Source organism: Streptomyces rimosus (assembly GCF_008704655.1).
Taxonomy (GTDB): Bacteria; Actinomycetota; Actinomycetes; order Streptomycetales; family Streptomycetaceae; genus Streptomyces; species Streptomyces rimosus.
The window spans coordinates 3,080,327-3,094,502 of record NZ_CP023688.1 but is presented as its reverse complement, the minus strand read 5'-3'; the positions used below and the strand labels follow the sequence as shown (position 1 = coordinate 3,094,502).

10 protein-coding genes and 1 tRNA gene are annotated in these 14,176 nt (G+C 68.0%); 9 read left to right on the top strand and 2 right to left on the bottom strand.

The features are described 5' to 3' along the window. Positions 1–12: 12 nt before the first annotated feature. The gene (locus tag CP984_RS12575) at positions 13–489 is read left to right on the top strand and encodes an MSMEG_6728 family protein (RefSeq protein ID WP_003981343.1); all 477 of its coding nucleotides are present in this window, start codon (positions 13–15) and stop codon (positions 487–489) included. Positions 490–796: 307 nt separating this feature from the next. On the opposite strand, the gene CP984_RS12570 is transcribed toward CP984_RS12575, so the two are convergent. Continuing rightward, entirely contained in the window at positions 797–2,554 is a 1,758-nt protein-coding gene (locus CP984_RS12570; protein WP_003981341.1) for a DUF262 domain-containing protein, read from the bottom strand. A gap of 188 nt (positions 2,555–2,742) precedes the next feature. On the opposite strand from CP984_RS12570, the gene CP984_RS12565 reads away from it, so the two are divergent. After that, positions 2,743–3,531, top strand: a complete 789-nt coding sequence (locus CP984_RS12565; protein ID WP_129820953.1) for a hypothetical protein — start codon at positions 2,743–2,745, stop codon at positions 3,529–3,531. A gap of 246 nt (positions 3,532–3,777) precedes the next feature. Here the strand turns inward: CP984_RS12565 and CP984_RS12560 are convergent. Continuing rightward, positions 3,778–3,849: transfer RNA gene (locus tag CP984_RS12560), tRNA-Arg, on the bottom strand. A gap of 189 nt (positions 3,850–4,038) precedes the next feature. Here CP984_RS12560 and CP984_RS12555 point away from each other — a divergent pair. The 7 genes from CP984_RS12555 (at position 4,039) to rho (ending at position 14,070) form a co-directional block, all read left to right on the top strand. Then, complete coding sequence (locus tag CP984_RS12555; RefSeq protein WP_032920647.1) at positions 4,039–4,566, top strand: response regulator; 528 nt, start codon at positions 4,039–4,041, stop codon at positions 4,564–4,566. A gap of 599 nt (positions 4,567–5,165) precedes the next feature. Next, complete coding sequence (gene nrtL / locus CP984_RS12550) at positions 5,166–6,236, top strand: ArgS-related anticodon-binding protein NrtL (RefSeq protein ID WP_202480519.1); 1,071 nt, start codon at positions 5,166–5,168, stop codon at positions 6,234–6,236. A gap of 142 nt (positions 6,237–6,378) precedes the next feature. Next, complete coding sequence (lysA, locus tag CP984_RS12545) at positions 6,379–7,770, top strand: diaminopimelate decarboxylase (RefSeq protein WP_003981337.1); 1,392 nt, start codon at positions 6,379–6,381, stop codon at positions 7,768–7,770. A 176-nt stretch (positions 7,771–7,946) separates the two neighbouring features. Further along, complete coding sequence (locus CP984_RS12540) at positions 7,947–9,275, top strand: homoserine dehydrogenase (RefSeq protein ID WP_030185714.1); 1,329 nt, start codon at positions 7,947–7,949, stop codon at positions 9,273–9,275. An 8-nt stretch (positions 9,276–9,283) separates the two neighbouring features. Beyond that, complete coding sequence (gene thrC, locus CP984_RS12535; protein WP_003981334.1) at positions 9,284–10,360, top strand: threonine synthase; 1,077 nt, start codon at positions 9,284–9,286, stop codon at positions 10,358–10,360. A 382-nt stretch (positions 10,361–10,742) separates the two neighbouring features. Continuing rightward, on the top strand, positions 10,743–11,660 hold the full coding sequence (gene thrB, locus CP984_RS12530) for a homoserine kinase (RefSeq protein ID WP_003981333.1): 918 nt from the start codon (positions 10,743–10,745) through the stop codon (positions 11,658–11,660). Positions 11,661–12,021: 361 nt separating this feature from the next. Beyond that, entirely contained in the window at positions 12,022–14,070 is a 2,049-nt protein-coding gene (gene rho / locus CP984_RS12525) for a transcription termination factor Rho (RefSeq protein ID WP_003981331.1), read from the top strand. Positions 14,071–14,176 lie beyond the last annotated feature (106 nt).

The following is a 14,176-nucleotide window of genomic DNA, read 5'->3' as shown; positions in this document are numbered from 1 at the left end:
ACACCTGTCCCCATGCAGACCTTCCTTCCGTACCCCGACTTCGCGGCCTCCGCCGCCGTCCTCGACGTCCGCCGCCTGGGCAAGCAACGGGTGGAAACCCTCCAGGTCCTCCGCGGCCTCACCGTCCCGGACTACGGCTGGCGCCACCACCCGGCCGTCCGCATGTGGCAGGGCTACGAGGAGGCACTCGTCCGCTACGGCCTGGAAATGTGCCGGCAGTGGACGGAGGCGGGACGCCGGGACACCTGCGCCACCACACTGGCCACGGACTTCGCCTCATACCGCCCACGGGCCTCCATCCGCTCGTACACGGAGCTCTCGGACGCCGGGGAATTGCCCAATTGGCTGGGGGAGGCGGAGTTCCATCGGAGCCATCAGTCAGCGCTGGTGACCAAGGATCCGGAGCATTATCGGACGTATTTTCCGGATGTTCCGTCAGGGCTGCCGTATGTCTGGCCGGCGTCGGACCGGGTGCCCACCAGGGGGTGACTGATGTCGAAGCCACCTCTGCCACTCTGTGTTTGGGCGCTCGCATGATTGCCCAGGGAGCATCTCGAATCGAGCTCGGGGGACTCAATATTGTTCAGTGGCACCTAGTTGGCCATCGTGGCATCCCTCTGACCTGATGCGCGAACACCTGGTCAGAGGGATCGGTGAGTATCACACTCTATGGCGCCTCAGCACGCATCACCAAGCATGATCTATCGCGCGACCTGGCCATCAGGATTCCAGCGCATGGCAGTGCACCCGTGACGTAGCGTGGACGAGGAGTAGCGTGTCCGTGCACTTGATGCCTTCACGCCCAACGGGCGCCACTCGGCCAGACGTTGAGTGCGATCTTCGCCATCAGCTGTTGACGTGCCTCGATGCCTTCAACGCGCCACCTGTTACTTTCCTCGTCCCACAAGTCCTCGACATTCGTGCGGGACGAAACCAGCAAAGCCGAGCCGGAGTAGAGATGCTTCTTCTCCGGCAATGAACGCGAGGATATAGTCTGATTCTTCTTACCGGCCAGAAGAGTGAGATTGCCCAGTCGGCTGACCCATGTGTCGTGGTCTTCTAGGCGCAACTCTCCTGCGGGCTTTTGGGGGTAGATGTTTTCGACATACACTTTACCGTCGCCTAGAACTACCTCTTCGTGCACCTCGGCCTCAAGTCGCAAATGCTGCTCAATCTTGGCAAGGAGGTAGCGAGCTTGTGACTGCTTCGGTGCTACGGCATCTCTGAAATCTGCCGCGAACGTCTCATCGTCCGGAATCCACCCCAGGATTTTCTGTACCGCCTCTTCAATCGTGCCACCCTTAGACATTTCCTTGGCTATGCTAAATAGGTTCTCCTCCAGTAGAGTCGACTCGCGTCGCCCCACTACTGTCCAGCGCACGTAGTAGCTGATGGAGGCATCAAGAAGGGTCTGCAGGTCGGCGTACTTGTGATACCCGGAGGCGGAGAGTAGTAGCGGATAAAGGGCGTCGGCGTTCATAGCCTTTACCTCGCCGAGCGAGGCGTCGAAGTTGCTGTCGCCGGTGTTGCCCGTGATGAGTTCGGCGTACCGCCCTGCTGCCCCCTCCAGGTCGGCGGAAAATGCCCCAACTCCATATTGCTGGGGCCGCTCGTCGAAGCGATCGCTCAGGTTCTTCCTGATGATTGAATATAGACTATGTGACTTGACGTCGCCATGCTTCGAGACCCAGAAATGACGCAGAAATTTTTCGATCTCCTCGCGCCGGTCGAACCCATCGAGAAGTGATCGCCAGGCATCATTCACCCGCGACTTCTCGTGATCGCTTATGCTTTTCTCCATCAGGAAGTTGCGAACAAGGTCTACAGTGGAAAGGTCTTTCCCTCTCGAGTTGATTGTTTCGAACACCTCGTTTGCGTCGCTAGATGAGGGTGTCTGGATCTCCACGAACACCAGACCATTGATCAAGCATTCCCGCAACGAGTCTAGGTAATCCAAACGCGCTTCGGCGTCGGGGTGCGCTCGTAGGCGATTGGTGATTTTCTGACGAAAATTGCTGTAGGCGTCCAAGATGAGTTTATGTGAAGGACGCGTAGGCTTTTCAAGCCTAGGGCATTCCCCTGTAATCTCGCTCCAGTCCTGTATGTTGTCTCGGAAGAAGTCGCGATCAAACAACGATAGGACCAGGAAGTATTCCATGGGGTCCTTGCGGCCAGACTTTCGGGCAATATAATCCCGCTGGATGTTGTTAGCGCTCGATACCCCTTCCGCAGATCTCATTCCCCAAAGAATGTCTCGGATGGCGGCGATCAGGATGGTCGATGTGGTCAGCCGTTGCTGACCATCAAGCAGCGAGCGGGCCTGCACCGAGTCTGCCGTGATCGTAACTATGGGACCGATGAAGTACTCAGACGACGACTCCCGCCCGTTTTCTCGGCCTTCCTTGAACTTCTCAATGTCGGACCAGAAAACGTCAACCTCCTTCTTCGTCCAGGCGTACTGGCGTTGACTGTCATCAGGCACTGTCACCACGGGATTGTTGGCACCGATCAGCTGCCCGAGAGTCTGACGCTGAGCCTGTTTGATGATGGCCATCCGAAGAACCTCCGTCGCCCTAGGGGAGGTTGATCCTACCGTCGGCTTCCAGTAGGTGTCTTGCGGTCGAGGGCACGACGAGGCGCAGGCTCGGTAGCTCTGTCCGACCTGGGCGGGTGTCGAAGCCGGCGCGGCTGGTACCTTCAGACGTCAGTTCTGGTACGGAGTAGCGTGACGAGTGGTGGGGTATGAGTATTTCCAATGAGAACACGGCAGCACACCGCCTGCACACCCTTTTGCAAAGTGTTCGGAACTCAGGTGAGTCGTCGCTTGGCGCCGCTTGGTGCAAAGTGCTAGATGCCGAATGGAACAGCGGTGACTTCGTACGACGCCACGCAGAGGTTACTGTCCTTCTGCAAATGACGATCCGGCAGATAAGTTCTCTGCCCGAGAGGTCGCGCCTACGCTACGAACGTCATGTGGCGGATTGGTGGGGGGCGGTAATGCAGCCCCTCCATAACTGGAACGATGGCACTCGCGCGCCTGCCATCATGTTCAATGAGGACAAGTTGGATCATCTCGAATCCGCAGCTGATCTGATCTCGGGGCACCTCGTGGGGTCGGGAGCGGCGCCGAGGGCTACTAACCTCGAGGAGATGTCCCGGCAGTGCAATGAGTGGGTCGACCTGCTCACCGCAATGGAAGACTCAGAAATAAACGGACCTGTCCGGGATGCGTTGGTGTCTCAAATCCGCCATTTGATCTGGCTCATTGAAAACTCCGACCTGTTCGGGACGGCCAGAGTGGCTGAAGAAGCAAGTGCCGTGATTGGGTCGCTGACTCAGGCCGGGGCGACGTTGGTGAACGTGGAACCTGGCAACGCCAGTCGCTGGAAGAAGGCATTCCTGGGACTGATCGCGGCATGTGTGGTATTCAACCAAGCTGCTCCCGTCTTTCAGGGTGCGATCACGGCCGGCGAAAGCTTGGTTAAGGAGATAAGCGCCGTTGCCGAACACATCAGTCCTGATGGAGAGTAACCTTCGGGCCCTCGACTGCGGGGTCTGGGGCCGGCGTCGACGCGGAAGACGGTTGAAGCCAATCCCGAAGGGCGTTGAGTCGGCATGTCCTAGCACCGCTGCTCTCCGCACGCTAGGTAGAGACGCAGGAAACTGCAGCGCACCGCCGCCAGTACGTCCTGCGGCGTGACATGTTCCACGCATGGACTAAGACCCCACCCTCAGCTTCTCCGCTGATGATGGGGTCTTTAGGCACCTCGTACAAGGTGCCCCCGGCAGGATTCGAACCTGCGCACACGGCTCCGGAGGCCGTTGCTCTATCCCCTGAGCTACGGGGGCGTGTCGGCCGTTGTTCGCGGCGACGGGTAGAACACTACCAGCTTCGGAGGGGTGTTCATGAACGGGTTGGAGTAGCGCATGTGGGGGTGGGGTGAGTGGGGGTCGGGGGAAGGTCCCTCGGACGGGGCGGAAGTGGGGAAAACCCGGACGCAGCCGGAGGCGCGCGCCTAGTCTCAAGGTGTGCCTGGCTTGTCCGGCCGGGTCCTTGTCGTCGACGACAACAAGGTCATCCGGCAGTTGATCAGGGTCAACCTGGAGCTTGAGGGCTTCGAGGTCGTGACCGCGGCCGATGGTGCCGAGTGCCTGGAGATCGTGCATCGGGTCGCTCCGGATGTGGTGACGCTCGATGTGGTGATGCCCCGGCTCGACGGGCTGCAGACGGCGGCTCGGCTGCGGGCCGATCCGCGGACGCGGGGGATACCCGTCGCCATCGTGAGTGCCTGTACGCAGGCGGAGGTGGAGAGCGGGCAGGCGGTGGGGGTGGACGCGTTTCTGGCCAAGCCGTTCGAGCCGATGGATCTGGTGCGTATGGTGCGGCGGCTGATGAGCCGTGGAAGGTGTGACGGGGTGGAGGGGTCGGCGGGGGAGATGGAGGGCGAGGGGGCGGCTGGGGGTGAGGCTGGACGGCCCGAGGGGGAGGTTGGGGAGATGGGGGAGGCGGGAAAGGTGGGAGATGTCGAAGGGGGGCCGGAGGCCGCGGTGCGGCCGGCTGGATGAGGGGCAGTAAGGGGAGTGCGGCGGGTGGGTGAGAGGCAGCGGGGGAGTGTTTCGGGGTGGGTGGTGGAGGGCGGTAAGGGGGATGAGTCGGGTGGGTTTGGGGCGGGTGCCGGGTGGGGCATAGGTCGGTGCGGCCTTGCCCGGTGGTCGGCCCGCCTTGGGCGTCCGGCGGCCGGTGCCGCCTGGCCCGGTGGTCGGCGCCCCGTAGGTGTTCGGTGAACCGGTAGAACCTGGCCCGCTCGTCGGCCCGCTTCAGGCGTCCGGCGACCGGTACGGCTTCGCCCGGCGGCCCCCACACCCTGCACGGCCGACCCCCGCGCCTGCGCCCGATGCCCTGCCCGGTGATCCCCACGCCCTACCCGGCGGCCCCCACACCCCTCGCCCGCATACCTGCGACCCTGCGCGGCGCCCCCCACCTACGCCCCCGCGCCCTGCCCGGTCATCCCCACGCCCCCCGGCGCCCACCACACCCTGTGCGTCGACCCCATACCTGCGCCCCACGCCCCGCCCGGTGATCCCCACCCCCCGCGCCCCACGCCCTACCCCCTCCCCCCAGCACCCAAAGCACCCCCACCCCCCAAGCCCCCCACGTCCGATGGATGAAACCGGTTGGCGGTCGAGGGTGGTGTTTCCCATACGCTGGGGGCGTGACCCCCGCTGAGTTCTCCCGCGCCGTGATCTGTTCCGTGCGTGGTGCTGTTGAGGACGGGGAACTCTCCGTGACCGTGCCGGAGCGGGTTGTGGTGCGTGTGCCGGGTGGAGACAGCAGGAGCGCCGACGGCGGGGTTGATTTCGCTTGTGGTGTTGCGATGCAGATGGCCAAGCAGGCCGGGCGGTCGCCGCTTGAGGTGGCCGGAATGCTGCGTAAGCGGTTGGTGGGGGTGCCCGGGGTCGCCCGTGTGGACATTGCCGGGGCCGGGTTTTTGAATGTGACGTTGACGGGTGGGGCTCGGGCCGGGCTCGTACGGAGTGTGCTGGCGCAGGGACCGGCGTACGGGAATGCCGGCGGCCGGGGGCGGGTGGAATTCCGCGCGGCGGTGGAAGGTGCAGGGGTGCGCGCTGCTGTGACGGCCGAGGCGCTGGAGAAGATTCTCCCTGCGGGGGGCGTGGCGACTAAGCCGGGTGGGGAAACGGTCCGCACAAGGGAGGTCGTCGAGGCATGGCCGCTCCTGGTCGCCCGTCTCGGCGCCGATGAGGCTCGCTGGGTCCTGCTCCATACCGCTCAAGGTGACGCCGTACGCCTTCCCGACCGGCCCGTGCAGCGGGAGAGCAATGCCCGTTTCCGGGTGCAGTACGCGTACGCCCGTACGTGTGCCATGACGCGTAACGCCCGTGAGCTGGGGTTCGATGCCGAGCCCGCAGACATACGGGAAGTGGGGGAGACGGAGGCTCAGGGCCAGGCCCTCCGCGAGCTTTTCGCCGCCATCGCCGAGTATCCCGCCACCATCGAGGCCGCCGCCCGGCACCGGGCGCCCGACCGGGTCGCGCGGCATCTGGAGGTCACCGCCGACGCCTGGCTGCGATGTCACGACGTGTGTCCGCCGCTGCCTGTCGGTGAGGAGAAACCCTCGGCCGTGCACCGTGGCCGGCTGGCTCTCGCCGAAGCCGCCGGAACGGTGCTCGCCAACGGCCTTCACCTGCTCGGCATCTCCACGCCCGATCGTCTTTAGACCTGGTCCGAACACTGGCAGGCAAGCCCGAACCAAGGCAGCCGGAGACCGGCGGCCGTTGCCCGACAAGGACGTCCGGCAGCCGGCCCGCCGGTCGACGTACCGACCAGGTCGCAGCACTTCCGAGGGGAATTCCCACGCCATGAGCCGTTCCGCACATCCCGCAGGCCCCCGCCACGGCGACGTCCTGCCCGAGGGGCACTACTCCGCTCCGCCCGCCGATCTGAACAGCATCGATTCCCGTGTGTGGGCCCGTACGGTCCGCCGGAACGAGGACGGTGTGATCACCGTCGGCGGGGCCGATGTCGCCGCGCTCGCCGAGGAGTTCGGGACGCCCGCGTACTTCCTGGACGAGGAGGATTTCCGGGGGCGGTGCCGGGCCTGGAAGGACGCCTTCGGAGAGGGGGCGGACGTCTTCTACGCCGGTAAGGCGTTTCTTTCGCGGGCCGTGGTGAGGTGGCTGGCGGAGGAAGGCATGAATCTCGATGTGTGCAGTGGCGGCGAGCTGGCCACCGCGCTCGCGGCGGGGATGCCTGCCGAGCGGATCGCGCTGCACGGCAACAACAAGAGCGTCGATGAGATCACCCGGGCCGTGGAGGCCGGGGTCGGGCGGATCGTGCTGGATTCGTTCCAGGAGATCGTGCGGGTCGCGCACATCGCGGACCGGCTGGGCAAGCGGCAGCGGGTGCAGATCCGGGTGACGGTGGGCGTGGAGGCGCACACCCACGAGTTCATCGCGACCGCGCACGAGGACCAGAAGTTCGGGATCGCGCTGGCCGGCGGGCAGGCCGCGGAGGCCGTACGGCGGGTGCTGAAGCTGGACGGGCTGGAGCTGACCGGCATCCACTCGCACATCGGGTCGCAGATCTTCGACATGGCCGGCTTCGAGGTGTCGGCGCGGCGCGTGGTGCAGCTGCTGACCGAGGTACGGGACGAGCACGGAGTGGAGCTGCCGGAGATCGACCTGGGCGGCGGGCTCGGGATCGCCTACACCTCGGACGACGATCCGCGCGAGCCGCACGAGATCGCGAAGGCGCTCGGGGACATCGTGACGCGGGAGTGCGCGGCGGCCGGGCTGGCCGTGCCGCGGCTGTCCGTGGAGCCGGGCCGCGCCATCGTCGGCCCCACCGCGTTCACCCTGTACGAGGTCGGCACGGTCAAGGAGCTGGACGGGCTGCGTACCTACGTCTCCGTCGACGGCGGTATGTCCGACAACATCCGTACGGCCCTCTACGACGCCGAGTACAGCGTGGCGCTGGCCTCGCGGGCCTCGGACGCGCCGCCGATGCTGTCCCGTGTGGTCGGCAAGCACTGCGAGAGCGGCGACATCGTCGTACGGGACGCGTTCCTGCCCGCCGACGTGGCGCCCGGCGACCTGCTCGCGGTGCCCGCGACCGGCGCGTACTGCCGGTCGATGGCGAGCAACTACAACCACGCGCTGCGGCCGCCGGTGGTCGCGGTGCGTGACGGCGCGGGGCGGGTCATCGTCCGGCGCGAGACGGAGGAGGACCTGCTGCGCCTCGACGTCGGGTAGGACGGTCGCCGGGCGCCCGGGGCGCGGCGGACCGCGCGTACGGGCGGTGTCGGCCGTACCGGCCGAGTGACCGACAATGGGTGGAACGAATGTCTCGGCATCCGGACCGGGGCCGGAAAACCCGGTCCGGTGCGTGAGACTGGTGCATTACCGAGAAGGAAAGCGAAAGAGGTCGAATGATGCGTACGCGTCCGCTGAAGGTGGCGCTGCTGGGCTGTGGAGTGGTCGGCTCAGAGGTGGCGCGCATCATGACGACGCACGCCGACGACCTCACGGCCCGCATCGGTGCGCCGGTCGAGCTGGCCGGAATCGCCGTTCGCCGTCCGGACCGGGTACGCGCGGGAGTGCCCGCCGAGCTGATCACCACCGACGCGAAAGCGCTGGTCAAACGCGGTGACATCGACGTGGTCGTCGAGGTGATCGGTGGCATCGAGCCCGCCCGCGGCCTCATCACCACGGCTTTCGAGCACGGCGCCAGCGTGGTCTCGGCCAACAAGGCGCTGGTCGCGGCGGACGGCGCGGCGCTGCACGCCGCGGCCGAGGCCAACGGCGCGGACCTCTATTACGAGGCCGCGGTGGCCGGCGCGATCCCGCTGGTCCGGCCGCTGCGCGAGTCGCTGGCCGGCGACAAGGTCAACCGGGTGCTCGGCATCGTCAACGGGACGACCAATTTCATCCTCGACAAGATGGACAGCACCGGCGCCGGATACTCCGAGGCGCTGGACGAGGCCACGGCGCTGGGGTACGCGGAGGCCGACCCGACCGCGGACGTCGAGGGCTTCGACGCCGCCGCCAAGGCCGCCATCCTGGCCGGTATCGCCTTCCACACCCGGGTGACCATCGACGATGTGCACCGCGAGGGGCTGACCGAGGTCACCGCCTCCGACATCGCCTCCGCCAAGCGGATGGGCTGCACGGTCAAGCTGCTGGCGATCTGCGAGCGGGCCGCCGACGGCGCCTCGGTGACGGCACGCGTGCACCCCGCCATGATTCCGCTGTCGCATCCGCTGGCCTCCGTGCGCGAGGCGTACAACGCGGTCTTCGTCGAGGCGGAGGCCGCCGGGCAGCTGATGTTCTACGGGCCGGGCGCGGGCGGCTCGCCGACCGCCTCCGCGGTCCTCGGCGACCTGGTGGCGGTCTGCCGCAACAAGCTGGCCGAAACCACCGGGCCCGGCGAGTCCGCGTACACACAGCTGCCGGTCGGGCCGATGGGCGACGTGGTCACCCGCTACCACATCAGCCTGGACGTGGCCGACAAGCCCGGTGTCCTGGCCCAGGTGGCCACGGTCTTCGCCGAGCACGGCGTGTCCATCGACACCGTGCGCCAGCAGAGCAAGGACGGGGGTGCCGCCCGCTCCGGGGAGACCGCGAACGGGGGAGAGGCGTCCCTCGTCGTCGTCACGCACCGGGCGGCCGACGCCGCCCTGTCGTCGACCGTCGACGCGCTGCGCGAACTGGACACCGTCCGGGGCGTCGCCAGCATCATGCGGGTCGAAGGGGAGTAAAGGAACCCATGTCTGCCATTTCCACCGCTAGCCGTCAGTGGCGCGGAATCATCGAGGAGTACCGCGACCGGCTGCCGGTCGGGGCGTCGACCGAGGTCGTCACGCTGCGTGAGGGCGGTACGCCGCTGGTGCCCGCCCAGGTGCTCTCCGAGCGCACGGGCTGTGAGGTGCATCTCAAGGTGGAGGGTGCCAACCCCACCGGCTCCTTCAAGGACCGCGGCATGACGATGGCCATCACCCGCGCCAAGGAGGAGGGCGCCAAGGCCGTCATCTGTGCCTCGACCGGCAACACCTCCGCCTCGGCGGCCGCGTACGCCGTACGGGCCGGAATGGTCTGCGCCGTTCTCGTCCCGCAGGGCAAGATCGCGCTGGGCAAGATGGGCCAGGCGCTGGTGCACGGCGCGAAGATCCTCCAGGTCGACGGCAATTTCGACGACTGTCTGACGCTGGCCCGGGGCCTCTCGGAGAAGTACCCTGTCGCACTTGTGAACTCCGTCAACCCGGTACGGATCGAGGGCCAGAAGACCGCCGCCTTCGAGATCGTGGACATGCTGGACGACGCGCCGGACATCCATGTGCTGCCGGTCGGCAACGCGGGCAACATCACCGCGTACTGGAAGGGGTACCAGGAGTACGCCGCCGACGGCATCGCCTCGCGCACCCCGCGCATGTGGGGCTTCCAGGCGTCCGGCAGCGCGCCGATCGTACGTGGCGAAGTCGTCAAGGATCCGCACACGATCGCGACCGCCATCCGCATCGGCAACCCCGCCTCCTGGCAGTTCGCCGAGCGCGCCCGGGACGAGTCCGGCGGCTTCATCGACGAAGTGACCGACCGTCAGATCCTGGCCGCCTACCGGCTGCTGGCCTCCCAGGAGGGCGTCTTCGTGGAGCCCGCCTCGGCCGCCTCGGTGGCCGGTCTGCTCAAGGCCGCCGACGAGGGCAAGGTCGACCCGGGCCAGCGCATCGTCTGCACGGTCACCGGCAACGGCCTCAAGGACCCGGACTGGGCCGTCGCGGGCGCCCCGCAGCCGGTCACCGTCCCGGTCGACGCGGACGCCGCGGCCGAGCGCCTCGGTCTGGCGTAACGCGCCCCCTCGGGGCACGGCGCACCCGGCCCGCCCGTACGGGTACGGCCGGGTGCCCACCCGGGCGCGCGCGACGGCGCGCGCCCCCGGTCACCGGGCCCGAGAGGGCCCGGCGTACCGGATCGAGCAAACCCTGCAAAGGCTGCAAATGCGGCTCGGAGCCGCGGGCGGCGTGCGACACGCATCGTGCGCCTCCTGTGCGCCCTATGTCGCCACAGAACCTTCCTTCGATAGGCTGGCAGCCAACTCCCCTCCCCACGGCATGTCGCAGTGGTGTGCAGGGCAGGTCAGAACGGTCCCCAAGAGCCGGCCGGGCATCACCCTGGTGCCGCGGCGCTCCGGGGCAGTGCCGCAGCATCACATCAAGGAGAGTCATCGAGCGATGGCCGGTCCAGCGTTCCGCGCCGCCGCCGTCCGGGTGCGCACCCCCGCGACCAGCGCCAATCTCGGTCCCGGCTTCGACGCCCTGGGGCTCGCCCTCGGGCTGTACGACGACGTCGTGGTGCGGGTGGCCGATTCCGGCCTGCACGTCGACATCGCGGGCGAGGGCGCCGAAACCCTGCCGCGCGACGAGAGCCACCTGCTCGTACGGTCCCTGCGCACCGCCTTCGACCTGCTCGGCGGGCAGCCGCGCGGCCTGGAGATCGTGTGCGCCAACCGCATCCCGCACGGCCGCGGCCTGGGCTCCTCCTCCGCCGCGATCTGCGCCGGCATCATGGCCGCCCGCGCCGTGACCATAGGCGCCGAGCAGAAGCTCGACGACGCGGCGCTGCTGGAGCTGGCGACCGAGATCGAGGGCCATCCGGACAATGTCGCCGCGTGCCTGCTCGGCGGTTTCACCCTGGCCTGGACGGAGACCGGGACCGCGCGGGCGATCAGGATGGATCCCGCCGATTCCATCGTTCCGGTGGTCTTCGTACCGGGCCGCCCGGTGCTCACCGAGACCGCGCGGGGCCTGCTGCCGCGTACCGTCCCGCACGTGGACGCCGCGGCCAACGCCGGCCGCGCCGCACTGCTCGTCGAGGCCCTGACCAGGCGCCCCGAGCTGCTGCTGGCCGCGACCGAGGACCGACTTCACCAGGAGTACCGTGCTCCCGCGATGCCCGAGAGCGCGGCCCTGGTGAACCGACTGCGGGCGGACGGCGTCCCTGCAGTCATCTCCGGCGCGGGCCCCACGGTGCTCGCGCTGGTCCAGGAGGACGCGGCCGACAAGGTCGCCGGCCTGGCGGGCGAGGGGTGGGCGGCCAACCGGCTGGCCCTCGACGCGGTGGGCGCCTCGGTGCTGCCGCTCGCCGGGTGATCGTCCGATTGCCGGTCTTCGAGAGGGGGAATGTTTGTTGGATCCGGTAGTGTTAACCTCAAGTGAGTACGTGACGCCTCTGCGGCGCGGTACTCCGTGTCCCCTTCCGGGACCACCTTTCTTCCGGGAGCTTCCCAAACTGCTTGGAGCAGTTGCCTGAGCAGAAGCGAGCACGCTCCGGAATCGGCGTGACGGACATGAGTCACAGACATCTCTTCGCGCCGGAACCACGCACTGATCTCTCCGCCGTTTAGGCGGGACCACCGCCCCGGCCAGGTCCGCGAGTACGGGACCGCAGCCGGACAGCACAACCGGTCGCCGAGCCAGACAGGCCGACGCCCGCTCCAGGGAAGGACCCTTCGTGAGCGACACCACCGATCTGATGGGCGTACGCACCGATGGCAGTGCCACCGCGCCCGCCACGGACGCTCCCGCCGCGCCTGCGCGGCGCCGCCGTTCCGGCACCGGCCTGGACGGCATGGTCCTGGCAGAGCTGCAGCAGGTCGCCTCCAGCCTCGGTATCAAGGGCACCGCGCGGATGCGCAAGAGCCAGCTGATCGAGGTCATCAAGGAGAAGCAGGCCCAGGGCGCCGGCGCCGCCTCCGCCAAGGGCGACGCGCCCGCAGAGACCGAGACCAAGCCCAAGCGCCGGACGACCTCCAAGGCCCGTACGGGCGAGGACGGCGCCGCCAAGGCCGCGGACAAGGCGGCCGAGAAGGCCGCCGACCAGGCCGCCGGGCAGCAGCAGATCGACATCCCGGGCCAGACCGGCGAGGAGCCCACCGGCGAGCGCCGCCGGCGCCGCGCCACCGCCGCCGCGGGCAGCCCCGAGGGCGCCGGCGAGGCGAAGACCGAGGCCAAGGCCGAGGCGAAGGCCGACACCCGGGCGGCGCAGCGCGAGGACGGCAAGGCCGAGGCCGCCGCCGACAGCGCCGAGGGCCGCCAGGGCAAGGGCGACCGCCAGGACCGCGGGGACCGTCAGGACCGCGGCCAGAAGGGCGACCGCCAGGGCCGCGGCGAGCGCGGCCAGCGCGACCGCCGCAACAAGAACAACGACGGCGGCGACCAGCAGGGCGGCGGCAACCGCCAGCGCGACAACCGCGACAACCGCGACGGCCGCGACAACCGTGACAACCGCCGGGCCGACGAGGACGGGGACGACTTCGAGGGCGGCCGCCGCGGCCGCCGCGGCCGCTACCGGGACCGCCGGGGCCGTCGCGGCCGGGACGACTTCGGCAACGAGCCGCAGGTCTCCGAGGACGACGTGCTGATCCCCGTCGCGGGCATCCTCGACATCCTCGACAACTACGCGTTCATCCGGACCTCCGGCTACCTGCCGGGACCGAACGACGTGTACGTCTCGCTCGCCCAGGTCCGCAAGAACGGCCTGCGCAAGGGCGACCACGTCACCGGCGCGGTCCGCCAGCCCCGCGAGGGCGAGCGGCGCGAGAAGTTCAACGCGCTGGTGCGCCTGGACACCGTCAACAGCGTCGCGCCCGAACAGGGCCGCGGGCGACCGGAGTTCGGCAAGCTGACGCCCCTTTACCCGCAGGAGCGGCTGCGCCTGGAAGGTGAGCCCGGCGCGCTGACGCCGCGCATCATCGACCTGGTCGCGCCGATCGGCAAGGGCCAGCGCGGTCTGATCGTGGCCCCGCCGAAGACCGGCAAGACCATGATCATGCAGGCGATCGCCAACTCGATCACCCGCAACAGCCCCGAGTGCCACCTGATGGTCGTCCTGGTCGACGAGCGTCCGGAAGAGGTCACCGACATGCAGCGGTCGGTCAAGGGCGAGGTCATCTCCTCGACCTTCGACCGCCCGGCCGAGGACCACACCACCGTCGCGGAGCTCGCCATCGAGCGCGCCAAGCGCCTGGTGGAGCTGGGCCACGACGTGGTCGTCCTGCTGGACTCGATCACCCGCCTGGGCCGTGCGTACAACCTCGCGGCCCCCGCCTCCGGACGCATCCTGTCCGGTGGTGTCGACTCGACCGCGCTCTACCCGCCGAAGAAGTTCTTCGGTGCGGCGCGCAACATCGAGGACGGCGGCTCGCTGACCATCCTGGCCACCGCGCTGGTCGAGACCGGCTCGCGGATGGACGAGGTGATCTTCGAGGAGTTCAAGGGCACCGGCAACATGGAGCTCAAGCTCGACCGGAAGCTCTCGGACAAGCGCATCTTCCCGGCGGTGGACGTGGACGCGTCCAGCACCCGCAAGGAAGAGATCCTGATGGGCAGCGACGAGCTGGCCGTCGTCTGGAAGCTGCGCCGGGTGCTGCACGCCCTGGACCAGCAGCAGGCCATCGAGCTGCTGCTGGACAAGATGAAGCAGACGAAGTCCAACGCGGAGTTCCTGCTCCAGATCCAGAAGACGACGCCCGGCATGGGCAACGGCAACGGCAACGACTGACGCCGGTCTCCTGAGAACGGCCCGCCGGCGCCCGTACGGGCGCCGGACGCGGCCGTGGCCGCACGGCTGAGCCCTCCTGGTCACATCGGTGACCGGGAGGGCTTCG

Coding starts and splice junctions, on each gene's coding strand:
- CP984_RS12575 (WP_003981343.1), top strand. CDS start 13: ATGCAGACCTTCCTTCCGTACCCCGACTTCGCGGCCTCCGCCGCCGTC.
- CP984_RS12570 (WP_003981341.1), bottom strand. CDS start 2,554: ATGGCCATCATCAAACAGGCTCAGCGTCAGACTCTCGGGCAGCTGATC.
- CP984_RS12565 (WP_129820953.1), top strand. CDS start 2,743: ATGAGTATTTCCAATGAGAACACGGCAGCACACCGCCTGCACACCCTT.
- nrtL (WP_202480519.1), top strand. CDS start 5,166: ATGAAACCGGTTGGCGGTCGAGGGTGGTGTTTCCCATACGCTGGGGGC.
- lysA (WP_003981337.1), top strand. CDS start 6,379: ATGAGCCGTTCCGCACATCCCGCAGGCCCCCGCCACGGCGACGTCCTG.
- CP984_RS12540 (WP_030185714.1), top strand. CDS start 7,947: ATGATGCGTACGCGTCCGCTGAAGGTGGCGCTGCTGGGCTGTGGAGTG.
- thrC (WP_003981334.1), top strand. CDS start 9,284: ATGTCTGCCATTTCCACCGCTAGCCGTCAGTGGCGCGGAATCATCGAG.
- thrB (WP_003981333.1), top strand. CDS start 10,743: ATGGCCGGTCCAGCGTTCCGCGCCGCCGCCGTCCGGGTGCGCACCCCC.